The 26,460-nt window shown below is 37.8% G+C and carries 25 protein-coding genes and 1 pseudogene; 4 read left to right on the top strand and 22 right to left on the bottom strand.

The annotated features are described in order from the left end of the window. The first annotated feature begins 5 nt into the window (after positions 1-5). Complete coding sequence (locus tag L5M51_RS15450) at positions 6-791, top strand: capsule biosynthesis GfcC family protein (RefSeq protein ID WP_173497675.1); 786 nt, start codon at positions 6-8, stop codon at positions 789-791. Then, a complete protein-coding gene (locus L5M51_RS15445) occupies positions 791-3,157 on the top strand; it encodes a YjbH domain-containing protein (protein WP_263173643.1) in 2,367 nt (788 codons plus the stop codon). Before L5M51_RS15450 ends, L5M51_RS15445 begins: the two co-directional genes overlap by 1 nt. 149 nt (positions 3,158-3,306) lie before the next feature. Here the strand turns inward: L5M51_RS15445 and rfbC (L5M51_RS15440) are convergent, their stop codons facing one another. From rfbC (L5M51_RS15440) to L5M51_RS15425, 4 genes and pseudogenes are all read right to left on the bottom strand, one after another. Next, complete coding sequence (rfbC, locus tag L5M51_RS15440; RefSeq protein WP_263173642.1) at positions 3,307-3,846, bottom strand: dTDP-4-dehydrorhamnose 3,5-epimerase; 540 nt, start codon at positions 3,844-3,846, stop codon at positions 3,307-3,309. Between the two features lie 44 nt (positions 3,847-3,890). Next, positions 3,891-4,058 (bottom strand): annotated as a pseudogene (locus L5M51_RS15435) (sugar phosphate nucleotidyltransferase); the annotation flags it as partial. A 216-nt stretch (positions 4,059-4,274) separates the two neighbouring features. Next, a complete protein-coding gene (locus L5M51_RS15430; protein ID WP_263173640.1) occupies positions 4,275-5,645 on the bottom strand; it encodes a GAF domain-containing sensor histidine kinase in 1,371 nt (456 codons plus the stop codon). Continuing rightward, on the bottom strand, positions 5,642-7,183 hold the full coding sequence (locus L5M51_RS15425) for a DUF3369 domain-containing protein (RefSeq protein ID WP_263139279.1): 1,542 nt from the start codon (positions 7,181-7,183) through the stop codon (positions 5,642-5,644). Before L5M51_RS15425 ends, L5M51_RS15430 begins: the two co-directional genes overlap by 4 nt. Positions 7,184-7,442: 259 nt before the next feature. On the opposite strand from L5M51_RS15425, the gene L5M51_RS15420 reads away from it, so the two are divergent. After that, positions 7,443-7,895 carry a copper resistance protein NlpE gene (locus L5M51_RS15420; RefSeq protein ID WP_263173639.1) on the top strand — a complete coding sequence of 151 codons (453 nt, stop codon included), beginning with the start codon at positions 7,443-7,445 and terminating at the stop codon, positions 7,893-7,895. Between the two features lie 147 nt (positions 7,896-8,042). Then, complete coding sequence (locus L5M51_RS15415; protein WP_411569254.1) at positions 8,043-8,795, top strand: HutD family protein; 753 nt, start codon at positions 8,043-8,045, stop codon at positions 8,793-8,795. 228 nt (positions 8,796-9,023) lie between these two features. Here L5M51_RS15415 and L5M51_RS15410 read toward each other — a convergent pair whose 3' ends face one another. The 18 genes from L5M51_RS15410 to rfbB all read right to left on the bottom strand — a co-directional run bounded on the left by L5M51_RS15410 (position 9,024) and on the right by rfbB (position 26,392). Continuing rightward, positions 9,024-10,964 (bottom strand): nucleoside-diphosphate sugar epimerase/dehydratase, encoded by a 1,941-nt coding sequence (locus L5M51_RS15410; RefSeq protein ID WP_263173638.1) that lies wholly within the window; start codon positions 10,962-10,964, stop codon positions 9,024-9,026. A 284-nt stretch (positions 10,965-11,248) separates the two neighbouring features. Continuing rightward, positions 11,249-11,803 carry a sugar transferase gene (locus tag L5M51_RS15405; protein ID WP_263173636.1) on the bottom strand — a complete coding sequence of 185 codons (555 nt, stop codon included), beginning with the start codon at positions 11,801-11,803 and terminating at the stop codon, positions 11,249-11,251. Then, positions 11,803-12,747: an NAD-dependent epimerase/dehydratase family protein gene (locus L5M51_RS15400; protein WP_263173634.1), complete on the bottom strand. Its 945-nt coding sequence runs from the start codon at positions 12,745-12,747 to the stop codon at positions 11,803-11,805. Before L5M51_RS15400 ends, L5M51_RS15405 begins: the two co-directional genes overlap by 1 nt. Before the next feature lie 10 nt (positions 12,748-12,757). After that, positions 12,758-13,756 (bottom strand): hypothetical protein, encoded by a 999-nt coding sequence (locus L5M51_RS15395; RefSeq protein ID WP_263173632.1) that lies wholly within the window; start codon positions 13,754-13,756, stop codon positions 12,758-12,760. 27 nt (positions 13,757-13,783) lie between these two features. After that, the gene (locus L5M51_RS15390) at positions 13,784-14,920 is read right to left on the bottom strand and encodes an NAD-dependent epimerase/dehydratase family protein (protein ID WP_263173630.1); all 1,137 of its coding nucleotides are present in this window, start codon (positions 14,918-14,920) and stop codon (positions 13,784-13,786) included. Positions 14,921-14,928: 8 nt separating this feature from the next. After that, positions 14,929-15,492 (bottom strand): acyltransferase, encoded by a 564-nt coding sequence (locus L5M51_RS15385; protein ID WP_263173628.1) that lies wholly within the window; start codon positions 15,490-15,492, stop codon positions 14,929-14,931. Then, positions 15,489-16,181, bottom strand: a complete 693-nt coding sequence (locus L5M51_RS15380; RefSeq protein ID WP_411569253.1) for a glycosyltransferase — start codon at positions 16,179-16,181, stop codon at positions 15,489-15,491. The genes L5M51_RS15385 and L5M51_RS15380 overlap by 4 nt, the downstream gene beginning before the upstream one ends. A 44-nt stretch (positions 16,182-16,225) precedes the next feature. Next, a complete protein-coding gene (locus L5M51_RS15375) occupies positions 16,226-17,236 on the bottom strand; it encodes an EpsG family protein (RefSeq protein ID WP_263173624.1) in 1,011 nt (336 codons plus the stop codon). Between the two features lie 101 nt (positions 17,237-17,337). Beyond that, positions 17,338-18,375, bottom strand: a complete 1,038-nt coding sequence (locus tag L5M51_RS15370) for a glycosyltransferase family 4 protein (protein WP_263173622.1) — start codon at positions 18,373-18,375, stop codon at positions 17,338-17,340. Between the two features lie 17 nt (positions 18,376-18,392). After that, positions 18,393-19,646 (bottom strand): O-antigen translocase, encoded by a 1,254-nt coding sequence (locus L5M51_RS15365; protein ID WP_263173621.1) that lies wholly within the window; start codon positions 19,644-19,646, stop codon positions 18,393-18,395. Further along, positions 19,643-20,746, bottom strand: a complete 1,104-nt coding sequence (locus L5M51_RS15360; protein ID WP_263173619.1) for a DegT/DnrJ/EryC1/StrS family aminotransferase — start codon at positions 20,744-20,746, stop codon at positions 19,643-19,645. The genes L5M51_RS15365 and L5M51_RS15360 overlap by 4 nt, the downstream gene beginning before the upstream one ends. Further along, positions 20,739-21,680, bottom strand: coding sequence for a hypothetical protein (locus L5M51_RS15355; protein ID WP_263173617.1), 942 nt, complete (start codon positions 21,678-21,680; stop codon positions 20,739-20,741). Before L5M51_RS15355 ends, L5M51_RS15360 begins: the two co-directional genes overlap by 8 nt. Further along, positions 21,681-22,502, bottom strand: a complete 822-nt coding sequence (locus tag L5M51_RS15350; protein WP_263173615.1) for a formyltransferase family protein — start codon at positions 22,500-22,502, stop codon at positions 21,681-21,683. A 17-nt stretch (positions 22,503-22,519) separates the two neighbouring features. Further along, positions 22,520-22,921, bottom strand: a complete 402-nt coding sequence (locus L5M51_RS15345; protein ID WP_263173613.1) for a sugar 3,4-ketoisomerase — start codon at positions 22,919-22,921, stop codon at positions 22,520-22,522. Then, positions 22,911-23,468, bottom strand: coding sequence for a dTDP-4-dehydrorhamnose 3,5-epimerase (gene rfbC, locus L5M51_RS15340; protein WP_263173612.1), 558 nt, complete (start codon positions 23,466-23,468; stop codon positions 22,911-22,913). The genes L5M51_RS15345 and rfbC (L5M51_RS15340) overlap by 11 nt, the downstream gene beginning before the upstream one ends. Continuing rightward, positions 23,469-24,344 carry a dTDP-4-dehydrorhamnose reductase gene (gene rfbD, locus L5M51_RS15335; RefSeq protein ID WP_263173610.1) on the bottom strand — a complete coding sequence of 292 codons (876 nt, stop codon included), beginning with the start codon at positions 24,342-24,344 and terminating at the stop codon, positions 23,469-23,471. It lies immediately after the preceding gene. A 2-nt stretch (positions 24,345-24,346) separates the two neighbouring features. Beyond that, entirely contained in the window at positions 24,347-25,216 is an 870-nt protein-coding gene (gene rfbA / locus L5M51_RS15330) for a glucose-1-phosphate thymidylyltransferase RfbA (RefSeq protein ID WP_263173609.1), read from the bottom strand. Between the two features lie 105 nt (positions 25,217-25,321). Next, the gene (gene rfbB / locus L5M51_RS15325; RefSeq protein WP_263173608.1) at positions 25,322-26,392 is read right to left on the bottom strand and encodes a dTDP-glucose 4,6-dehydratase; all 1,071 of its coding nucleotides are present in this window, start codon (positions 26,390-26,392) and stop codon (positions 25,322-25,324) included. Positions 26,393-26,460 lie beyond the last annotated feature (68 nt).

Below are 26,460 nucleotides of genomic sequence, written 5' to 3'. Positions count from 1 at the left end.
TCCCAATGAGATCCTATTTAATGCCCTTAGCGCTACTGCTCAGTTCTGTTTTAGCGACAGTAGCTCAGGCTGAAACTCAATTGTTAGTTACAACGTCGTCAAACCAAGATGCACAAGTTGAATTACTTTATCCAACATCGATTCGTCTTGATAAAGTAGTACTGGACGGCTTACAACAACTTCAAATACATAATAAAAACAATCATAAAGAGATAACCCCTATTTATTGGTTGGGTGCAGCACTACTCGATATCCAAAACACTGCCGCTTTAGAAGCTAAACGCAAAGAAACCCTGTCCCAACTAGCACAAATGGGTCAAGCTGCAGATGACAGTATCTATACAGCAAAGCTTGCAAAACTTGCGCAGTTTTTACGACAAATCAAACTTGGACAGCGCGTAATGCAGCCATTACATCTTGATTTAATCAGGATAAATGACTCATACAACCCTCTAATTGATGGCCGTTTCGAACTTATCTTACCTCAGAGACCTACGACTGTACTTGTCATGGGTGCGGTAGCTAAAGCGGGAAGTTTTGAATGGCAAGTCAATAAAAATAGTAAAGACTATTTAGCGAAAGCAATTCCATTAGAAAACGCTGATAATAGCTTCGTATGGATAGTTCAACCAGATGGTAAAGCACTAAAACAACCAATAGCCTATTGGAATGCTCAAGCGCAAGATATTGCTCCAGGAGCTGTCCTTTATGTTGAATTTTCAGACTTAGTAGAAGACTACAGCACATTGAACGCCAATATTATTGAATTATTAAGGAATCGGGCTCTGTAATGAATAACGCTACCCATTCTAATCTTACGTTAAGTAAACTTTCAGCAATTGCTCTGGCTCTTTTCCCTTTATTCCATATCCAAGCCGATGAATTTAGCTATCCTCCACTCTTAGCCTCACAATCGGACTTTGGTGGTGTAGGATTAATGCAAATGCCTACAGGACGTATGGCTCCTGAGGGTGAGTTTAATTTTGCAACAACTTATAACTCTGAATACCAGCATTTTTCAGCTTCAGTGCAATTATTCCCTTGGTTTGAAACTACGGTTCGTTATACCCAAGTACAAGATCTACTCTACAGTAACGATCCGAGTTTCAGCGGTAACACCAAGTACACTGATAAAGGTATCGATTTTAAAGTCCGTCTAGTGGAAGAAAGTTACTGGTTACCAGAAACTTCTATTGGTATAAGAGATTTTGGCGGTACAGGCTTATTTGATGGCGAGTTTATTGCGGCCACTAAACGTGTTGGTCCAGTCGACTTTACCTTAGGGATAGGCTGGGGCTATATAGGAAATAGCGGTAACCTGACTTCGGATAAAAAAGATCTTAATGATAACTGCAACAGAGACACATCATATGGTGCTTCAGGTGGAACTGTCGACTATCAACGTTGGTTTAAAGGCTGTGCTGCATTATATGGAGGCATTGAATATCAAACGCCGTGGGAACCTTTACGAGTAAAAGTAGAATATGATGGCAATGATTATCTTGCAGATTTCCCCGTCACTGGTGGTGGAGTCGATATGTCACAAGACAGTAAATTTAACTATGGCTTACTCTACCGAGCAACGAGCTGGAGTGATTTCCACCTAAGCTATGAGCGTGGTAATACTTGGACTTTAGGCGTTAGCCTGCAGACTAACTTCAATGACTTACGACAAATTAAACGTGATACTCCTGCAGAGAAATATAAACCTATAGCAGCAGTACCTATGTCTGGTAAAAGAGTAACGCATGACGGTACAGAAGAAACAGCACAATCCTCTACCGATACGGCTATTTCAACGGTAACAACTCAGCCATTAGTAACACCTGAGTCATCAAAGTCAGAACCGGTTACAAACACGACTATCCACGCTGAAATGCCCAGCCAAACTGATTGGGACAGAGTAGCGACTGAGCTTAGTACTATCGCTGGTTACGACAATCTAAAAATCTATCTTGATAATCACAGCGTGACCGTGGTTGCAGATCAAGTAAAGTATATGGACCGTAAAGAAGCCCACCATAGAGCGGCGACGATACTGGCAAATAACACGAACAAGCAGATAATTACTGAATATCGTCTTATTGAAACCCGTTATAAGCAGCCGATAACAGAGACACGTATCGACGCTGATAAATTCGCTCAAGTAGCTACCTATGGTTATATCAATGCAGATATGGCGGATAGCACAGAAATCAGTGTACCAAGGTCGCCTCAAGGAACATTAGTAACCCAATCCCATGAGGATTGGTTGGATAAATTAAGTTTTGATATTGCCCCCACAATGGTGCAATCCTTCGGTGGTTCAGAAGGTTTCTATATGTTCAACATAGGTGTTACTGGCAGTGCTGCGTATCGATTTAATGATCGCTTGGAATTTTCGGGATCACTTTATTTGAATCTCTATGATAACTACGATAAATTTTTATACGATGTTCCACCTGATGGTACCGACTTAAAACGCGTAAGAACGCTTATTCGTCAATATGTCCATGACTCAACGGTCAGAGCGACTAACTTACAGCTAACTTGGATGGATAATCTGAGCGATAACATCTCCTATCAAGCCTATGGTGGTTATTTAGAGATGATGTATGGCGGAGTAGGTACCGAATTCCTTTATCGACCGCTAAACAGTGAATGGGCATTCGGTTTTGATGTTAACTATGCGAAACAAAGAGATCCTGACAGCATGTTTGGTTTCTTCGAGGATGAAAATCAGTTTGACCCACTGACCAATCGCGCCTATCGAGTGCAGACAGGCGTAGTGACAGGACATGCGACCGCTTATTACCAGCCAAAGTGGTTCCCGAATACCTTGCTAAAAGTCAGTGCAGGCCAATATCTTACCGAGGACAAAGGCATAACTGTCGATTTCTCAAAACAGTTTGATAGTGGCGTTATCGTCGGTGCATTTGCGACTAAGACTAACTTGTCGGCAGAAGAATACGGTGAAGGTAGCTTTACCAAGGGATTCTATATTTCGATCCCATTCGATTTAATGACAATTAGACCGACTCAAAGCCGTGGCTTCCTCTCTTGGATGCCGTTGACCCGTGACGGTGGCCAAATGCTTGGTCGTAAATACAACTTATTTGATATGACTGATGCGCGGTCACCTTGGTATACCAGACCCAGTGTAGACCCCATTAAATAGTAGTACGCAGCTAAACCTCAAAACGGGCAAGATAATTCTTGCCCGTTTTGTTTTCTGCCATTAGGACTAACTTACAATAGTAAAATCTGCACTGCCAAATTAGCTCACGACTCTATTGGCCATTTATTTAATACAAGTAGTGATTAGCTTTATGAGGGTGTACTGGCGAGGCTATCTCTGGTGGATAAAATCGGTGCGGCAATTAATGGCCAATCAATGGCAAACTCAGCACAGTTCCAAGCTAAAACGCTTTCATCTTCAGGATCATAATATTGGGTACATTGATAAATAACATCAGCATAATCACTAAGAACATAAAAACCGTGCGCAAAGCCCGGTGGGATCCACATTTGCAGATGATTATCTGCCGATAGCACTCGCCCAACCCATTTCCCATAGGTGGCCGAGTCAGCCCTAATATCGACGGCAACATCAAAAATGCTCCCTGCACAGACCCGCACCAATTTACCCTGCGGTTTTTGCCGTTGAAAATGCAAGCCTCGCAGAACATTGTGTTGCGAACGACTCTGGTTTTCCTGCACAAATACGGGAGGCTCAAGTCCTCTTGCAGTAAAACAAGCATCAAAATAGGATTGCCTGAACGTTTCCTTAAAAAAACCACGCTCATCACCAAATACTTGAGGTTCAAACACCAATACTTCGGCTAATTCTGTTTCGCTATATTTCATCCAATACCTGCTTATAGAGTCATGCACGAAACAGCGAAATAGTAGGGTATAAAAAGGATCAATATATCCCGAATCTCAGCTTGCATCAGAGTGGCCAAAGGGTAATAAATCATTGGTTTATCATAAATGGGCAGTAATTGCTTACAGACAACCTGCGTCATAGGATAAAGACGCGAGCCAGTACCGCCCGCCAGTAAAATGCCTTTTCTCATTGAAATATTTAGGATTGATAAGCCATGTTGAAGTGCCAAGATTGTAGCATACAAAATGTCGCGAGCAGGAAGAACAGATAACAGGACTGTTGGCTGTTAATGCAGGAAAAACAACGCAACAGAATATTAAACCGCAAAAGCTAAATACCATTTTGGCTCAGTAAGATTTCAATTCGTCTTTTACTTAATAAACATATAAGAAGACGCTAACCTATCTCAACCCTTACTACTTTCAGGGATCAGCATCTCAATACGTAACCCCTGATTAGGCGCTGAGAAGAGTGACACATTACCATTCAGTTTTTGTGTGATCAGATTATAAATAATCGACATCCCCAAACCTGTTCCACCACTCTGCCTTGCGGTGGTAAAAAAGGGCTCGAATGCTTTGGCTTTCACTTCATCTGACATGCCTACACCATTATCTTCATAAATCATCTTGATCTGCGAAGCCATTTTTTCAACTACTATCACAATTTGCTTATCACCGACAAAATCATCGGGAAAAGCATGACGAAAACTGTTCGCGACTAAGTTAGTGAAAATTTGTGCGATCGCACCGGGGTAAGAATCAATAAAAATATTATCGTCAAGTTCAACTTTTAAAGTGATATTTTTCTTACGCATCAAGGGTTTTAATGAACTAAATATCTGAAAAATATAATTCTTCAGATTAAAGCGCTCGCGTTCCAGTATCGATTGGTCTGCAGCAGTACGCTTGAAGTTATGCACCAGTTCTGCAGCGCGGGAAAGGTTACGCTCAATTAAACATAAACCATCCTGCATTGTATTGATAAAGCTGACAAATTTATCCTCATCAAGCTCGTTTTTCTCAAAGAGTCCTTTCAATAGGGATAACTCATCCAAACAATGGGTCACGGATGTGACAGCTATGCCAAGGGGTGTGTTCACTTCATGGGCAACACCGGCGACTAAGCTGCCTAAGGCCGCCATTTTTTCATTTTCAATTAAGTGCTTTTGGGTTGATTTTAAAGTCGATAATGCTGTTTCAAGCTCTGCGGTGCGCAGCTCAACTTGATGCTCAAGATCGGTATTAATGAGCTTGAGCTGTTGTTGATATTCAATGATCTCTTTAGCACTCATGGCTCGACCAAAAAGGTCGGCGAGTGCCGAGGCAAAGGCCTTCTCATCCCGAGTCCATTCCCTCGCCTCTCCCTGATGTTCAGAACAAATAATCCCCACCATTTTTCCGTGGTGACGAATAGGACTATCCAACAAAGAGCTGATCTGATTCGGTTTCAGATAGGTTTCGACAAATTCTTTAGTGGCGGGATCCGTTTGCGCCTTATTGGCGACAATTGTGCGCTCATTGTCGAGCAAGCTAAAGTAATGGGGAAACTGCGCGCGAGTGAGCACTAACGCTTCTAGTGGCTGTTGATTGTCGAGTGAATAATAACAAGTGATGCTCTGATTATCCGGACTCAACAACCAAATGCCCGCCCGAGAGATCTGTAATCCCTTACAAATTGAGCTCACGATAAGTTGTGATGCTTGAATGAGATCACCCTCATCAATAACCTGAGACTTACTGACATCAAATAAAATTCGATCAAGCATTCGGGTCATAGTGGCTCATCCGGAATATGAATATGTAGGGAGGCAAACACATCTAACAAATCAAGGCTGGCTTCACATAACACGGGATCAAACTGTTTACCCGATTGCGCTAAGATGTACTCGCGCACCGCCTCAACTGACCAAGCCTCTTTGTAACTTCGCTTGGAAAGCAAAGCATCAATCACATCGACAATCGCCATGAGGCGGCCTTCAATCGGAATGTCTTCCTGCGATAGCCCACGGGGATAACCTTGCCCATCCCAACGTTCATGGTGAGTATAAGCAATTCTAGCGCCCATTTTGGCAATGATACGATTTGAGCCAACCAACAGGTTATAACCCTTCTCTGCGTGGGTTTGCATAATCGCCCATTCCTCGGCATCGAGTTTACCGGGCTTATGCAAAATACTCTCAGGGATACCGATTTTGCCTACATCATGAAGAGGCGCCGCATAACGAATAGTTTCGATAAAGTCTGCCTTCATACCAATGGCAATCGCGAGCATTTCTGTCATGCGCGCTACACGGCGCACATGGGCTCCCGTCTCCTTACTGCGCTGCTCAATGGCATCTCCAATGATTAAAATTAGCTCCCTTTGTGTCTGCTGCACATTTTCGCGACCCGATAAGTTCTCAAAGGTTAAGCTCACATTTGCCGCAAATAGCTCAAGAATGCTGACTTGAAAATCCGTTAACTTAGTGTTGTGTTGTAAATAGAGAATACTGGTGACATGGCCACTAAGCTCATAAAATCCAACATAAATATTGTCACGGATCAGCGAGGTTTTTAGCGCTATCGCTTCAATAATATGTTCCCGCACATCCCCTGGCAGAGTCTCAACGCTGCCACCTTCAAAGTAACTGATCATATCTCCCGTGGCGGCCAGCAGATTCATTTGAGTATCGAGGTAAAGGTCTTGATGATAACTCGTGAGATAAAGAGCCGAGCTTTCAAGATTGAGCAGCTGCAAGGTCTGTTCGAGCACTGCACTACCAAAGTTATGCAATGTATGGCTCTTAAGTACAGAGGTGGAAGCAGCAATCACTTTTTCCATCCCCTTTTGGCTTTGCTCGATAATTTTTATATCGCGATAGGAGCGCAATGACGTGTACACACAAGACTTAAGCCGAGCCGCGGTGAGCTCTGTTTTAGCTTTATAATCGTTAATGTCAAAATCCCGAATAACTTGCTCTTCAGGTGCTTGCCCCGGCTGACCCGTACGTAAAATGATGCGGGTACTGTGGTTATTTAATTCAGTGCGAATTTTTTGGACTAGCTCTAAGCCTGCATGATCGGTTTCCATGACGACATCAATAAAGGCCAAGGCAATATCTGATTCAGTTTGAAATAATGTTAAACCTTCAGCAGCGCTGTAACAGGAGTAGAACTGCAAGACTCGATTATCTAAGGTCAGATTTTTTAACGCAAATCGAGTGACATCATGGATCCCAGGTTCATCATCAATAATGGCCACCTTCCAAATGCCTTGTTTAGGCTTATGGGATGTATCTTCGATAACATCAGCACTTTTCTTAAATAACGCCACAAAACCACCGTTTACGATGAATAGTTACGTTTTAGTATAGATTCAATCTTGAAAGTGACTAGTTTCAAAGGATAAATTATCATCCCGTTGATTACCGCTTAGGACTAACAACTAACATACTGGCCACTTAAAATCCACACAAAAACAACTTAAGTCATTGTTATAAAAATAGAAATAGCAAAAGTTAGCCTAACCTAGTCTTGGCGGGTATGATGAGAGCACTTAATGCATAATTCCCCAAATTTCTATTGGAGCTACTATGAAAAAATCACTATGTTACATCGCACTGCTGACTTTATTCACCACGGCTTGCTCAGAAGCCCCAAAAGAAGAAACGGCAGTCAATACAGCCCAAGCTCAAACAGAAGCGGCAAAATCCGTCCCAGTAGGTGATACCAGCCAAAACTCACTCGATTGGGCAGGTAGTTATGAAGGCGTATTGCCTTGCGCCAGTTGTGAAGGAATGCAAACCCTAATCACTTTGCAAGCTGATAATAGCTTTGTTCAAGAAACAGTTTATTTAGGTAAAGATGAAAAGATTTTAAAACTAATGGGTAAAATGACATGGGACGAACTGGGCCAGAAAATCACCCTAGAAGATGGTACACAATATTTGGTCGGTGAAAATCAGTTGATCATGTTAGACACTGAAGGCAAACGGATCACCGGCGAACTTGCTGCAAATTATGTGTTGAAAAAGAAAGGTCTATAAAAGCAGAGCTGGCAGCTAGCACTCAGCTGCGGTATTAGATTATGAATAACGGCGGCTTTGCACTTAACGTAAGAGCAAAGCCTCCGTACCGTTATCCATAAGTCACACAGAAATGTTCTGCAACCGCAAAGCGACGTTCTAGAAGTTGTGAAGCTAAAAAAGGCGAAACAAACCTTCTTAACCAATAAAGAGGTTATTTTGAATAACAGCATACAACTGATCCGCTATCAAGATTGCCCATCAACGCCATGGAAAAATGGTGGTGGAAGCACAAAACAGCTACTCATTTCCCCCATCAATGCCGAACTTACTGAATTTGATTATCGGATCAGCATTGCAAGTATTAGCAGCAACGGACCTTTTTCATCATTTATCGACATAGACAGGCAACTGCTCATTCTGGAAGGCGATGGTGTTGAACTCAGCATCGATAGTCATGAAGGGACAAAACAGATAAATGGCCTTGGAGCAAAAGAAAAGATACTGAGAGATACAACTGAGTATAAGCGACTCACACCCACAGATAGCCCATTCTGCTTTACTGGTGAAACCTCAATAACAAGTCAATTATTAAGCAGTGATGTTATTGATTTCAATGTCATGACCAAACGCGGCGCATTTAAAGCGCATACGCAAAGGCTTAGCTTTGATGACATATTTATCGAAGAACAGATTGCAACCTCAAACACCCCCCAAAATGAACTGCAAAAAACTAAAGCTTACGTCCCTATCATCCAAATACTTTGCTGCTTAGATACCATGACATGGGAGCATAATGGCAAGCTTATCAAGATCATGCCCTATGATATTCTCGTTTTACAGCAAGGCGATGGTATAAGGTTAAAAACAACAAGACCAAGTCGACTACTTAAAGTGTCTATTACTGCCTGCAAGCCATAAAACGAGTGAATGATTACGAACTTCCCGAGTAAATCTTTAGTAAATCTCAAGTCCAATGTACAACCTCGATATGACAAAGTTCATTAGTGATACCAATATTGCAAGCCTCTCTCTGCCCTGAGTTACGATGCGCCGTAGGTACTAAATTACTCCTTATCCATAAAACCGTGCTTATAAACGAAAAAAGCCAAATCAAATTTGATTTGGCTTTTCAAATACCACAAAAAACTAAGAAACTAGCGGAACAACTTTATTTTGGCCATCAACAGCACTTAATTTTTTCTTTTGCTGCCACACTAAATCGCATATCCCATCTGTTGGGTTAAAACCTGTTGGTGCTGACAGTAAGATTTCTCGTATAGCTTCATGATTAAACTCATGACAAGCTTTATCTAAGCGATTAAGAATAACTTCTAGCTCTTTCCAAGAAAGATAGCTTTCATTGGCAGTCATAATACGTTCATGCTCTGTGCCAGTAACATCATCACCAATTAGTAATTCTTCGTATAATTTTTCACCCGGACGTAATCCATTAAACTCAATGGCAATATCACCATCCGGATTTAGTTCATCCTTCACTTCAAAACCGCTGAGACGAATCATTTTTGCCGCTAAATCGACAATTTTGACGGATTTACCCATGTCCAATACAAATACATCACCACCTTTACCCATGGCCCCCGCTTGGATAACTAACTGTGAAGCTTCCGGAATAGTCATAAAGAAACGGGTAATTTCGCGGTGAGTAACAGTAACAGGCCCGCCATTGGCAATTTGTTTACGAAATAATGGCACTACAGATCCAGAAGATCCTAATACATTACCAAAGCGAACCATGCAAAAACGCGTTTGATGTGTTTCTTTAGATAACGCCTGAAGTGACAACTCGGCCATACGCTTAGTCGTGCCCATGATATTAGTTGGTCGTACAGCTTTATCCGTCGAAATCAATACAAAAGTTTCAACCTTTGCTGCAATAGCAGCGCGTGCAGTGTATAAAGTACCAAATATATTATTACGCACACCTTCAACGACATTGTGCTCCACCAATGGCACATGCTTATATGCTGCAGCATGATACACAGTTTGCACTCTAAAAGATTGCATTACCGCTTGAACACGATTTTCCCGTTGTACCGAACCCATAATTGGTAAAATCTTAACATCAAGTCCTAACTCAAAAGCTGTCGCTGAAAGTTCGCGCTCAATCGTATACAAGGCAAACTCAGATAATTCAAATAGCACTAATTTTTTAGGTGATTGTTTTAATATCTGTCGACATAACTCAGAACCAATCGAGCCTCCGGCTCCCGTGACCATCACTACTTTATTGCGGATATTAGCAACCATTAAGTCACAACGGGGAGTAACTGCATCACGTCCTAGCAAATCATCGATTTCGACTTCTTTAATATCGCTATAAAGCTTATTACCACTCACTAAATCAGCCATTGCAGGTAAAGTTAATACTTGTACAGCCAAAGGTTCGAGCTTAACTAAAATCTCTTGACGACGAGAACGAGAAGCACTTGGCATAGCCAGCAACACCTTAGTAGCTGCTTTCTGTGTTATGAGTTTTTTTATAATAGAAGGCGAATGAACATGCACTCCTTGGATGACAGTGCCATGCAAGGTCGCATCGTCATCAACAAATGCAAAGGGATAATATTCATGGCTTTGAACAAGTGAAGTTACCAGTTGGCGACCACTCACGCCAGCACCATAAATAATCACAGGTTCACCAACGCGCTTTAGACCAGATCCCACTAACGAGCGCACCATAGCGCGAGTTCCACCGATAAATACCAAAGCAAAAGCTGCGTAAATAATTGGTACAGTACGTGGTAAATTCGCCTCACTGTAATACGCAATTAACACTAACGACACTGTTGATGCGAGCACACCTACTATAATCGCAGTAAGCGCCTGTAACCCCATGTATCTAAGCACAGCACGATATAAACCCAGCTTAGCAAACACCATTATACTCACAGGCACAACCAAAACAATGAGTAACCAGTATGTGCTATTAGTTAATACACTTACGGCATCTAAGCGCACCAACAAAGCTGCCCAAAATGCGACTAAGAGAAATACCGAATCAATCGCCACACTCACTAAACGTTTATGTGACCGTTTCAAAGAAAATAAACACTGCAAAAATTCCATTTTCCGCTCCAATTTACTCAAAAACTTCATAAATTCCATAATTAACAGCACCGCCTCCATACTCAAGAGGCTCAAACAACAAAGACCAAGAATATCACAGCCCTGTTGAAAAATCTCTAACTAAGGATATTGCCTAAAATATGAGCGACAGCTTTAACAGTATGCAAAGTAATAAGATAGGGATAATCTAGACAAACTAATAGCTTCATGAAAACAGCATCAATAATATTTATAGCGTAAAAAGCACTATCAATCGAATCACTAAACAAAAAACTGATAATCAATTACTTTGGCTTAACCGCATCCCCATTACCACTACCCGTAGCAGTCATAATAATGTATTTAAAATAATCAGTGATGGTTAACGACTCAATCATCTGCTTATCTGTTTCAGCCAGTAGTTTAGGCGTTGACATATCAATATTTTTTACTTGAGCTAAACCTGTCACACCAGGCAAGACATTGTAAATACCGAATGCATCGCGCTGAGCAATCAACTCTTGCTGGTTAAATAAATTGGGCCGTGGTCCGACTAAACTCATATCCCCCTTTAACACATTAATTAGTTGTGGCAATTCATCAATTTTGGTCTTACGCAAAAAACCTCCAAACCTAGTGATCGAAGCATTACTGGCAAGATGACTAGCAACTGAGACTGTATCTTTGCTCATAGTACGAAACTTAATCAACTTAAAAGGCCTTTTATCCTTACCCATCCTAGTTTGAATAAATATAGGTGAACCCGTATCAAATAGACCAATAATAGCCACAACGATCAATATAGGCCAAAGCAATAAAAGGCCGAAAAAAGCTGCTAAAAAATCAAATAATCTTATCATTATTTATTTACCGTCAAAGACTGCATTGCTTGTTCCATTGTAAATGGAGGTCGCCATTCCAATATTTTTTGAGCATCACTAGAATCAACTTCAAGATTACCAAATAACTGTTCAGCCATTGTTAATTTCCCTAAAATCCTTGCAGTAAAACGCATCAAACCTACAGGGATTGGTAATTGAAAGACCATTTTCCCTAATCCCCTAGCAATAGAACTACTGAAATATTTAATTGAAATTGCTTCCCCATCAGAAGCCAAAAATATTTTACTAACTGCTTCAGGATGTTTAGCACAAACAACTAACAAGTCTGCCAAGTTTTGCACCGCTATAAAGTCACGCCTATTATTAGCTAAGCCAAAGGGTAATATTGGACTTTTATTTACTAACCTTACCAATGACCCAAAATTCCGAGGAGCATTTGGTCCATAAACTAAAGTAGGCCTAACAATCACAACTTCTAGTCCCGTCTCCTCCGCAATCTTCTTTAATCCAATTTCTGCATCCCATTTAGACTTAGCATATATACTATTAGGTGAAGCCAAAGATGCTGAAGAAAAAGGACTATCTAAAGTATTCCTACCGTTAACTACAATCGAACTGACATAAACAAACCGCTTAACGTTGTGCCTTGCAGCATTTCTAGCTAAATTCAAGGTTAAATCTACATTGACAGATTGCAACTCAGAATCAGAATAACAAGCTGCATGAGCGAGATTTGCGAGATGGATTATAACTCGAGTTTCACTCAATATTGATGAATTCTGAGATGTAATTAAATCCGATATAAAAACCTGACGTGAATTCCTCAATTTAGCATCAAATACTCGACTTGCAATAGAGCAACGATAATCAAGCAATTTATTTACATGCGTTCCTATAAAACCACGCCCTCCGGTTAACAATACTGATTCAGGACGAAACACTGAAGAATAATTTTGGGACATAAAACATCCTTTATTTTCCACTAAAAATAGAACTAAGCCAACTTTGAATTGAATATTTGCTTACTACATTTCCATTTGGCTTGATATAATTAGCATCAATGAAATCATCAGGAACGCTAGGGTTACTCCTGTTAATTACTGCGATATTATTACCATTAAAAAAATCATAGTTTTTTATATCTACATTTGTAGTAATTAACTTTTTATTTAAACCAAGCATTTCTATAGAACGCATCGTTAAACCAGTTTGCTCAGGATGTTGGATATCAATCACTGCTTTAGAATTGAGAAAAACATCCCTTATTTCTGATTTTGACATTGAATTAAAAGAAACTTCGCCATAAGAAATAAAATCGAATTCACGAGTAAATACTTTTTTCAAAATAAAAAGCAATTTACTAGGACAATAGAAGAAGCTAAATGTTTTTAAGCCCTTCTCTTGGAATTGATGCATTATCATTTTAGCTAGTCTGACTCTATCACTATGAACAGTGCCAACAAAGGACACTGCATATTGAGGAGTTGAATATTCTCTCTCAACGCCTTTAAAATCGTTGTTATAAAAGAGTGGTAAAAACCTTAAATCAACACCACTAATACGATCAGTAGAGTCAAAAGAGTAAACTCTATCAAAACAGGATACAATTTTCCTTGCATTGGGCTTATTTTTAAAAGAATCCCACATGTACAGGATAGAAATCATACTTTTATTAGTGGACTGAATTTTTTCAATAAAATTTGTCTCTAAAGTCTCTGGAGATATTACAAACAAATAATCGTATTCTTTTTCAGCCGCCTTATTGGAAATTTGTGTAAAGTGTTTTTCAATATCACTCTTAATAAATGTTTTAAAATTTAATCTATTGAGAATTTTAGCAACAGATGATGTAAACGGGCGTTCATCAAAATAATCAACATCAGCACCTAATGCAATAAATTGTTCTACTATATCGTGTTCATATCCAAAAAAAGATGGCGCAATAAAAAGTACTTTCTTGTTTCTTAGCATAATTAGTTAACACTTACTCAAGATTAGTTATTTATATAACCCTTTTTCTTTCATCTCAGCAATGGAGACTTCATAAAGATCAGTTTGAACTTCTTGCTCGTTAACCCAAGCAGTAAACCTTTTCATCCCAGTGACAAAATCTACTTTAGGTTCAAAACCAATTTTAGATTTAATCAAGGTTAAATCAGCAAAATTATGGCGAATATCTCCAACCCGATAGTTCCCACTAATTAGTATTTTAGAACTTGATTGATATACACTTTTCAACGTTTCAGCTACTGTAAGTACATCGGTACAAACACCTGAACCAACGTTAAAAATTTGATAATTAGCTTGTTCATTAAAAATAGAAAGCACAATAGATTCTACTACATCATCTATATAAATAAAATCTCGACTTTCAAGTCCATCTTCAAAGATATTTATATCATTGCCATTTTTAATACGGGTTGAGAAGATTGATAGAATACCTGTATAGGGGTTTGATAGTGACTGGCCCGCACCATAAACGTTCTGAAATCTAAGCGATACAGTCGGCACACCAATACTTTGTCCCGTTATCATGAACATCTGTTCTTGAACTTGTTTAGTTACACCATATATTGATGAGGGATGAATCTTGCTGGATTCATCAGTAGCAAGTAACTCAACGTTAAAAGCACAGAACGGGCATTTAACGTTAAAATCTGCAAGGCTCATATCCTGCGCATTACGGGCATTAGGGTAAACAATACCATGTTGTTCACACAGGTATTTTCCCTCACCATAAATAGAGCGCGAAGAAGCTATAACCAATTTAGTAATACTATGTGGTTCATTAGCCATTAAATCTAATAAAATTGCACTACCGCCAATATTGACATCAGAATATTTTTTAATTTGATACATTGATTGACCAGTACCAGTTTCCGCAGCAAGATGAACCACGGTATCAATACCAACTAATGCTGTAGCCCAATCTTCACGAGACTCTACAGTTCCTCGGATAAAATTGACCTTATCTCTAATTGAACAAAATAGAGGTGATAAGTCAGGATTATCACCGTGTATCTGGGGTGACAAATTATCTAACACTGTCACTTTATTGCCAAGTTCAACTAGCTTTAGTGCTAAATTAGAACCAATAAAACCTGCACCACCAGTAATCAATACATTCTTGTTCATTTTAAATCCTAAATAAAAAAATTACCTAAAATATCTGTTTTTTTCCAAAGAGCATCAATCGGGTCATAACGTTTAATAATTCTTGCTGGGCTACCGGCAACAACGCAATAATCAGGAAAAACGCCTTTTACAACGGAATTGGCTCCCACAATACATTGTTTACCAAGAATGGTACCAGGTAAGATAACGCATCCGTATCCGATAAAACAATTTTCACCGATAACTGTTTCTTTAGAATTTAACACTTGTTCCATTATATGAACATTAATATTAACATATTCATGATCGACATCTGAAATAAACACGTTCGCTGATATTGTTGTTTTATCACCAATGAAGACATTTAATTTGCAAATTAAATGCAAATTTTGCCCTATCGATACATTATCCCCAATTTGAATTTTTCCGCCTAGAGACTCGATCCGCGAATGAGGATATATTCTAACCCTTTTACCAAAAAAAATATTCTTTACACCCGATATATAAATAGGTTGCCCTATGTATGATATTAGTCCAAAAGAACCAAAAAATAATTTGTAAGTAATAGCTCTTAACATCCAAATGAATTTCATTTAAATAAAACCTTAATAACATTTAGAAGTGAATATGATCTTATTTTTAATTTCATAGCAAGATTATTAGAAGAATATTCTCCACCATCAGATACATTACTTGAATGTCTGCGGTAATAAACAAGAGGAACTTTTAGATATGAAACTGAAAAGTAACATTCACCTATTAAAGCTAACCATAGATCATGTGGCAGCAGTTTATGCTTACTAGGAAATGGTAATGCTTTAGTTAAAACTTTACGTTTAAATGCATAACAACAACCTAGATATCTACAGCGAATCATACTGCTAAAAAAACCGAATGATGATGAACGCGAAACAAAATAAGATTCCTCTAAAGTATTTAAACATAGGTCAACAACTCTAGCGTCACTGATAACAAAGTCAAAATTTTCTAAAGATTTCATTAATAATTCTACTTTATTTGGAAACCAAATGTCGTCTTGATCGGATAAGAAAATTATATCACCTTTCGCTTGTATAAGCGCATTCTCAAAATTCCCAGTATAGCCTTTAACTCCCTTATTAATGTAGATCTTTATCCTTTTATCGTTAAGTCTTTTAATAATATTTAGTGTATCGTCACATGACCCATCGTCAGAAATTATAACTTCATCATTTGCCCGCAATTGTTTTAAAATTGACACAATTTGAGTTTCAACATACTTGGAACCATTAAAAGTTGCCATACACACACTAATCATAAAGCTAGCTCACTATAAAAATACAAATATTAAAGTCCAAATAAAATAAAGTCGTAATTTAACATGAGAGTGAAATAAAGCCCCATAATTAAAGCACTAAAAAATACATAAAAGATTAAAATTAAGCTATTTTTAAGCGATAGAAATGGAATTATTGAAGCCACTAAAATATATTTGAGAACATAACCAGTTCGAAATAGACGATTAAACTCATCAACAAATAGCAAGGCAGATGAGAAACAGAGCATCAACAAAAGAGCAGAATAGATCACAATTATAAAACTCATTGTACTTTCATTCTTTATCCTAATTTTTTTTTGAAAATATCCTATTAAAAGTAAATCGAAAAATAAGCTCACCCCCCAAATTATTAATGAGTGTATTTTTAAAGATGAAGACAGATAATAGGAGATAGTCCTTAATGAGGAAACACTTCCAAGTAACGGAATTAAAAAAGGAGACAAAGCAAAAGAAAACAAAACCGACGTTAAGATAAAAAACCTAAAATTAGGATGATAACGAAAGTGTAAACCAATCCAAATTAAAAAATACACAAAACCGAAAAAATGAAATGATATGCTAATTAAAACAAATAAAAAAGATATAATTAATCTCGATTTACTTAGGTCAATCAGTGAATTAATAAAAAACATTAGTGCTATTGTATTTCTCACTTGAGTAATATCTATAGGCATAGGAAACATCATATAGCATAACAAGCTAAATGCTATTATATTAGAATATTTGATCAATCTAAAAAAAGTGATAAAGACAAATATTCCAAGAAAAATAATTAATGTATTATGATCACCATCAAAAAACTTAATAATATTAACCAACAAAACATATCCTGGTTCAGCATATGATGCTGGATCTTTAAAAATTTCAACATAACCATCATAATCATTATTTTGACGATTCAATGAAAAAAAGCAACCAACCAAGAAAACAAATAATATATTTACTGCACTATATAATTTGATATACCTAGATAAAATCAAAAAAGAAGTAAGAAAAATAAAAAAGGAAAAAGATAACATAGGTCCCACTACATTTGTTTTACCACAATATAAAACTCTCTAATTAAGAATATAAACTAAAGGTAAATAAAAAATGATACACACTACAGTTATAATAGATACTAATGTTCTGAAAGAATCTTATTCATTTTCTTCCCTATTTTTTCCCAAGAACAATCATTTATTTTAAGTAAGTTAGAAGTAACCTCTTCACTAATCTCATCTTCGCTCATATTAAAAATCTGTTCTAGTGCAGTTAATACGTTAATCTCTGAAAAATCACTTATTTTCAATACACTCTGTGTTTCATGTAAAGGGGAATAATTAGATATAACTAAACGACCTGAAGCCATTGCTTCTGCACAAGGATAATGAAAAGCTCCATTTTCAATTAAACCAACGGCAATGACGACATCATTAGATTTATAAAAATCAGATAAATCTGTATCATTATTGATTTCAAAAAACTCAAAATCCCAAAGCTTGCCAATTGCATCTTGAGGTATATGAATAGCAATATGTAATTTTATTCTAGACTTCAAACCCTGATCTAAATTTGATAGTGCATTGATTAATTCAATAGTACCTTTGTACGGTTCCTTCCTACCTACTATACCTATTTTTACTTTATCAACAGAATTTATCAGTGGTAATTTTTTACTGCTATACAAATTAAGATCAATACCAGCAGGAATAACAGCAATATAATTATTAATGAAATTAGGCAAAATAGTCTTAGAGTTGACAATTTTATTTAATGGCAAAAAATAAGTAAGAAAAGCAAATATTTTCCTTAAGAACCTTGGACATAATTTAGCCTCATTTGCTTGAATGTAATAAAATTTTTTCGTATTACGTTTCAGAAATAGGACTAATAAAGCTGTAATATGATAATTAGCAATTGCAACATCAGCATCAAGATTTCTGCATTTTTTCCAACAATTAAAATAGTTTATAATAAAGTTCAAACTTCTACTGAATTTTTTTGTATCTGGAAACGTAAATATTTCTGCTTCAGTAGGATAGTAAGGTATATTTCCAGATTCAGGTGAGACAAAAAAAACTCGATTCCCATTTTTAACAAGCTCACTTGCAAGCAATGAAAGTACACGTTCACCACCTCCGCGCCCAAAGCTAAATACCGGTATTAAAATATTCAAGGTTTCACCTATAACTTTCAGTTTAGTATAAATTTTTTACGATTTGCATAAGCAAAAACAAAATAAAACAAGTAATTCAGAGCATAAGCATATGTAACACCTTGCAGCCCAACATTTTTTATAAAAATGAATGATAAAGCGAAAAAAGTTATTGAAAAAAATATTTCTGATAAAATATAAACTTTTGTTCTTCCCTTCGCTAACATTAAGTAAGCATATAGAAAACTAGATATTTTAAATACATCACCGACAAGTTGAACTGCAAATAACTCACCAGCACTTGAAAATTCAGCAGTAAATAATAGAGAAATAATGAAATCTCTAAGTAGATAAATAATCACCGCCATTATGACTACAGCTGGAACAAAAACCTTTGCGGTAGTATTAACCTCTTTTATTATACTATTATAATCACTTAGACTTGCGAGTTTTGGCAAGTAATACGTGCTTAATGCAATAGTCAAAACGCTCAAATAAACCTCAGAAATTTTCCAAACTGCCTGCCAGTAACCGGCTTGCTCCCACCCTACGTTTGATACAAGTATATTCCTAATCAATATTAGTGAAATAGGTAATGCAATTGCACTTGTAATAGCCATTAACATATATCCTGCTATATCATTTCTTTTTATTGCATCAGCATTCCCCCACCAAAACTTCACTTTAAGCCATGGTTGTCGTATGTTAGCAAGAAGCATAACAACACCAACTATTGAAGATTGAATAGCGGCAGCAAACAAAGCTCCAGAAACATTTCCCATTACTATCAATGTAACCATAGTGCAAGCTGATACAAAAACAGATATGAAACCAAGTACAATGTAACGCCGGTATAATTTTTGACCATTAATAACTGAATTAAACAATGTACCTGTAGCAGACAAAGGTAAAACGCATACAGTAACAATTATTACCCAAGAAAAAGATCTATCTTGAAATAGCCAATCAGCCAAATAGTTAGATAATACTAAACCGGTTGGGACAATTATTAGAGTAATAATTAAAACCCATTGTAAAGATGCACTCCACCAAGGAGCGCATTCTTCGAAACCTTTACTATGGTTTTCAGCAGTGTATCTGACGACGCCAGCTCCAACTGGCGCATTAACAATTCCATTCAGGCTATTGACCATACTTTGAACCTGCCCCAACATAGCTAAACCTGATGGCCCTGTATAGACAGCGATTACTTTTGCAATTATAAAACCCAACAACATTTTGAATAAAGTTAATAATCCAGTCATGGCAGTGACTTTTAGCAGTCGCTTCATTCCTTAAAACCGTTTACTGCTTCAATTACTGCATCAATTGAATCATCACTCATTGTTGGATCTAATGGGAGTGATAAAACTTGATTATGAATTAGCTCTGTTATTGGCAAATAATGCGATGCCATAACAGCATAAGCTTTTTGCTGATGCGGAGGGATCGGATAATGAATTAATGTTTGGATACCAGAACTAATTAGGTGCTGTTGTAATTCTTCTCGTTTGTCGCATCGGACCACAAAGAGATGCCAAACGTGTGAAAGTGGCTCTTTTAACTCAGGTAAAATGATTAGTTCATTGTTAATACCTGACAAATAACGTTGGGCAATATGCTGGCGACGTATGGTTTCTGATGGTAAAAAGTTTAATTTTACTCTCAACATAGCAGCTTGTATTTCGTCTAAACGGCTATTCAAACCTTGATATAAATTCTCATATTTCTTATGCGAACCATAATTACGCAATGCCATTAACGTTTTTGCTAAATCATCATCATTGGTTGTCACCGCTCCAGCATCACCTAGCGCACCAAGATTCTTACCTGGGTAAAAACTAAAACCAGCAGCATCCCCCCAGTTTCCAGCCTTTTTACCTTGAGTTTCTGCGCCATGTGATTGTGCGCAATCTTCCAGAACTAATAAATTGTATTCTTTAGCAATCGACATCAACTCAGGCATTGGTGAAAGTAAACCGTATAAATGCACTGGTAAGATCGCTTTGGTTTGCGGTGTTATCGCGTTACGTACTAAATCTGGATCAAGATTGAATGTAGCTGAATTAGGTTCGACTAATACAGGAACTAAATCATTTTCTGTTATCGCTAAAATAGAAGCAATATAGGTATTAGCTTGAACGATGATTTCGTCGCCTGATTTCAACTTGCCTAACTCTTTCCATGCACGCAATGTTAAAATTAATGCATCTAGCCCGTTTGCTACTCCGATGGCATGTTTGGTTCCACAATAGTTGGCAAACTCACTCTCAAACTGAGTTAATTCATTTCCCATAATATACCAGCCCGAATCGATAACTCGAGCACAAGCTTGTTTCAGCTCATCAGCGTATTGACCATTAATTGATTTTAAATCTAGGAAGTTAATCATTTGCTTTAATCTCGTAAAAATCATGTACAACAGCTCTGGCCCCAAAGCCTTCTTTCTGAGAAATTAAACCTTCATTAAGGTCGCGGCCTTGGTTTTCATTAGAAATCCCAAAATCGAAATATTCTTTATTAACAAATACAGTTTTAACTAAATAGTCAACCAATCCATCCAATGCACCAATATTTCGTCCTGGCTCAGTGTTATATAAATATTGTGTATGTGCAACAGAGTCTGTGATAAAAATTACAGCACCCGCAACCTGCATGCCATCCAAACATGCACTATATATTTTAATTTGCTCTGGGAAGGTTTTTTTAAGTAATGCAATTTCATCATAAGAATGAACTGGCTTAGCACCATGGCCAGACATTAGTACATTGCTTAAATTAGACCAGAACTCAGCCAAATCATGCGACTCGCTATAAATAACTCCACTTGAACTGGCTTTTTTTACAATCCACTTTCTACCTTTAGAATATTTTATTTGATTATTCATCTTTATAGTCGATGATACATCTCTTCGAATAAGATGAGCATTTATTCTAAACAAAGAATACAAGTCTTCATCGCAAGGTTGCGAACTATAAATATAAGGTACTTTCTTATATATCAGACTCGAAAAACTATTTTCTTTTAAAAACTCACTGATAGATTCAAAAGCCTTAATCACTTCATTTTGCTTAGCGGATGACTTAATAATAAGGCCACCAAAAGTTAAACCTTGGTGAGAGTGTAATGTATCATCAACCTGATTAGCTGGCAAAATTGCAAATAACTTATCACTATCATCAAAAATCATTAGTGAATGTTCTTGAAACCTATCAGAATGATACTCCATAAAGTCTCTGAGAAAGAAAAAATGCTTATTCTTTGCAAGAGATATAAACTCATCCCATATTTTTTTGTCGGCAGCAATATATTTTTTAATATGCATTTAAATCAACCTCTTTCCAATTTTAAACATTTTATGAAAATCTACGCTTTCCCCTTTATATATATTTACTTTTTTAACTTTTAATATACAATGATTAAAGCTAATAAATGTAATGTTCTCTTGTATATTAACAATCCGACCAAGATGCATTTTTATTGGATGACGTATAACCTCAGATTCTGTCACTTCATATAACTTACCCTCTATAGATAACATCGGTAATGGATATGGAGCGACGAGGGTTTTTATCACTGCATTTAATTCATCAAATCCTAGTGTATACTCCAATATACAGTCCTGTATATTTCGCCGACAACACCACGTAGCCTCAGAAAAGTCCTGCTTGGATAAAATAACATTTCCACTCAAAAATTCACAAACAACCTCGCCTAAATTATCAAGCACATATTTATCAAATAAATCCATTATTTCCTTAGAGCTTCTATCCCCTACAGAAACTTTATACTGTGCTAATATATCACCATCATCAATATTCTCATTCATTAAATGAATAGTAAACCCCACTATTGGTTCATTATTTAACATAGCCCATGCTAAACTATGGAAACCGCGATATTTTGGAAGTAAAGAAGGGTGTGTATTTATAATTACTTTATTACTTAGCACGTCAGAAGATATAATTTTAATATAATTGGCACAAACAACAACTTCAATATCCACATCATTAAAATCGTTAATTCTGGCATCTTGCTTTCTAAGAAGTTTAATTAGCTCTTCGTCTTCTGATATCAAATAAATCTTATCAAAAACCATTTCTAATGATTTAAGTGCAACAATTCCACCATGGCCATTCGCAGCCAAAATTATTTCCCTCCCCCTCATTTTAATTCAACCTCTTTAATAAACTGTTCATAATCTCGAATATAATCGGATTCATTATACAGATCACTTGCTAATACCAATAAAATACAATCATCAGAAAAATCATACATTTCATGCCACTGCATAATGTCGATTAACAGGCCTTGCGAAGGAGAGTTGAGTATTATTTCTGCTTTATCAACTCCGTTATCCATTACAAATCGACAGTGTCCCTTTAAACAAATTGCAATTTGCTTAAGCGCTTTATGTGCATGAAAACCGCGCCCAACTCCCTCTTTAGTATTGAACAGATAATAAACTCGCTTTACTGGGAAGGGAATATTCCTCCCTTCCTCCAAAGCTACCAATGCTCCACGGTCATCACCGTGAGTTTGGAATGGGATTAGTTTAATAATCATGTTTAAGTGATTCCGTAAAATTAAAAAAAATCTGGGCTTGCTGGTCTTTATCAGAGAGTAATGGATTATTAACTGGCCATTGAATATTTAAATCTGCATCATTCCAGTAAAGAGCACCTTCACTTTGTTTATGATAATAATTAGTCGTTTTATATAAAAATTCTGCAGTATCGCTTAAGGTGACAAAACCATGAGCAAATCCTTCAGGTATCCACAATTGTCGCTTATTCTCAGCAGATAAATTTACACCGACCCAATGGCCAAAGGTTGGCGAACTTTTACGAATATCTACTGCCACATCGAACACTTCACCCACTACGCAGCGCACTAATTTACCTTGTGCATTAGGCGGCAGTTGATAATGCAGCCCACGTAATACCCCTTTCGCCGACTTGGAGTGATTGTCTTGGACAAAATTGACCGGATAGCCGATGGCAGCTTCAAATTGCTGCTGGTTAAAGCTTTCAAAAAAGAAGCCTCGTTCATCTCCAAAAATTGCGGGCTCGATGATTTTTACATCAGGGATTATCGTATCGATTACTTTCATTTATAAATACTCTTTAATTCGCACTAATGCTGCTTGCCAGTCACTCTGTTTGATGCCGAATGCATTATGAATCTTGTCACAATTTAAACGTGAGTTTGCAGGACGTTTAGCGGGAGTAGGATAGTCTAATGTCGTTATTGGATTAACTTGAATAGGCTGGACGAGTACGTCTTTATCCAATGCAATTTCAAATATTTTTTCAGCAAATGTATGCCAACTTACATGGGGAGAACCAGAAAAATGATAGACTCCATAAGCATTACTATCACGCGCAATCTGCTTTGAGATTGCGAGAATGGCGTTTGCTATATCCCCCGCATAAGTAGGGCCACCAAATTGATCAGCAACCACACCTAAAATATCTCTCACTTTAGCAAGGCGTAGCATAGTTTTAACGAAGTTATTCCCGTGTTCACCAAAGACCCATGCAGTTCTTAATATAATATGTTTAGGACAAGCCAGAGCTACCGCATGTTCGCCTGCTAACTTACTACGACCATATTCACCTTGTGGTGCTGTCACATCAGACTCTGTATAGCTCTCTGCACTTTCGCCATCGAAAACATAGTCGGTCGAAATGTGGATGATAGCAGCATTGATACTGCTTGCAGCCAGCGCAAGGTTTTGTGGCCCCTCTTTATTGATAGCGTTAGCTAATTCACTTTCTTGTTCAGCTTTATCAACTGCAGTATAAGCGGCCGCATTAATGATTATATTAGGCTGAAACTCGGTAACAATTTTATTGACCTGAATTGGGTCGGTGATATCAAGCTGTTCACGGTCTAATGCTAAAAAAACTATCTCGGTCTGTACTTCAAGTAGCTTCAGTAAACAATGACCCACTTGGCCATTTTTACCCGCTAATAATATTTTCATACTTATGCTCCGTTAGTTAAACGGTTCAAGTATTGACCATAATTGTTTTTCATCATTGGCTTAGCCAATGCAGCGAGTTGTTCAGAGTTAAGCCAACCATTACGCCACGCAATCTCTTCAAGGCAAGCCACTTTTAGGCCTTGTACATGTTCAATAGTCTGTACAAAAGAAGACGCTTCATGCAAACTTTCGTGTGTACCAGTATCTAACCATGCAAAACCGCGACCTAATAATTCAACATTCAGCTCACCTGCGTTCAGATACATCTCATTAAGGGTAGTTATTTCTAGCTCGCCACGATGAGAAGGTTTAACCTTTTTAGCTAATTCCACCACTTTTTTGTCGTAAAAATAGAGACCGGTGACCGCATAATTGGATTTAGGCTTGACGGGCTTTTCTTCAATAGAAACAGCCTTCATGTCTGCATCAAACTCCACCACGCCAAAACGCTCTGGGTCTTTTACTTGATAGCCAAACACAGTAGCTCCTGATTCGCGCGAAGCAGCATTTTTGAGTGTTTTTGAAAAAGACTGACCATAAAAGATATTATCGCCAAGCACTAAACAAACACTTGAATCACCGATAAATTCTTCGCCTATTATAAAGGCTTGAGCTAAGCCATCTGGTGAAGGTTGTACTGCATAGCTTAAGTTGATACCAAAATCGGAGCCATTGCCCAGTAAGCGACGAAACGCCTCATTATCTTCTGGTGTTGTAATAATTAATATATCTCTAATGCCCGCTAACATAAGTGTTGATAGCGGATAATAAATCATCGGTTTATCGTAAATTGGCAATAACTGTTTAGATACGCCGCGAGTTAATGGATATAAACGAGTACCTGAACCGCCGGCTAAAATAATTCCTTTCATAAATCCTCAAAATCGATAACGGTCAACGGTCAACGGTCAACGGTCAACGGTCAACGGTCAACGGTCAACGGTCAACGGTCAACGGTCAAAATAAGTAGAATAACTTTAGATACCTAAACGTTCTCTTTGGTAAGAACCGTCTTGGACATGTTGACACCATTCTTGGTTAGCTAAATACCATTCAACCGTTTTACGAAGGCCTGTTTCAAAGGTTTCTTGTGGTTGCCAGTTAAGCTCACTACTCATTTTTGTTGCATCTATGGCATAGCGGCGATCATGGCCAGGCCTATCTGTCACATAGGTAATTTGCTCAGCATAAGGCGTGGCTTTAGGTACTGATGCGTCCAAGATGCTACAAATGGTTTGCACCACTTCTAAGTTCTGTTTTTCGTTATGACCACCAATATTGTAAGTTTCACCAATTTTGCCCTCTGTGACTACTTTGTATAGTGCGCGGGCATGGTCTTCTACATACAACCAATCGCGGATCTGATCACCTTTACCGTAAATAGGTAATGTCTTACCTTCGAGTGCATTCAAAATTACTAGTGGAATTAGCTTTTCAGGAAAGTGATAAGGACCATAGTTGTTGGAGCAGTTTGTGACTATTGTAGGTAAGCCATAAGTTCGCAGCCAAGCGCGCACTAAATGGTCGCTTGAAGCCTTAGAGGCAGAATACGGGCTGCTTGGCGCATAAGGCGTTGTTTCAATGAATAGCGCTAGTTCCGTGCCTGGCACTACCTCTTCTGGATGCGGTAAATCGCCATATACTTCATCTGTCGATATATGATGAAAGCGGAAGGCGGTCTTTTTATCTGCAGATAACTCGTTCCAATAAGCACGTGTAGCTTCTAGGAGTGTATAAGTACCAACGATGTTGGTTTGAATAAAATCTGATGGGCCTGTGATTGAACGGTCTACATGTGACTCAGCGGCCAAATGCATAACTGCATCTGGTTGGTGCTGCGCAAATACTCTATCAAGTTCTGCTCTGTCACAAATATCAACTTGCTCGAAAACGTATCTTTCATTTTTGTCTACGCTTACAAGTGACTCAAGATTGCCTGCATAAGTTAATTTATCAACATTAATAACCCTATCTTGAGTATTACTGATGATATGACGAACGACCGCAGAACCAATAAAGCCTGCACCACCGGTGACAAGTATTTTCATTATTTACTACCAAAATTGTTGAATTTAGCCATAGTAAATGGCCGATATAGAATAACAAACACAGGAAT

The organism is Shewanella sp. SM73, from assembly GCF_025653795.1.
Classification (GTDB): Bacteria; Pseudomonadota; Gammaproteobacteria; order Enterobacterales; family Shewanellaceae; genus Shewanella; species Shewanella oncorhynchi.
The sequence above is the reverse complement of the archived record's forward strand: the minus strand, read 5'-3'. Positions and strand labels throughout refer to the sequence as shown.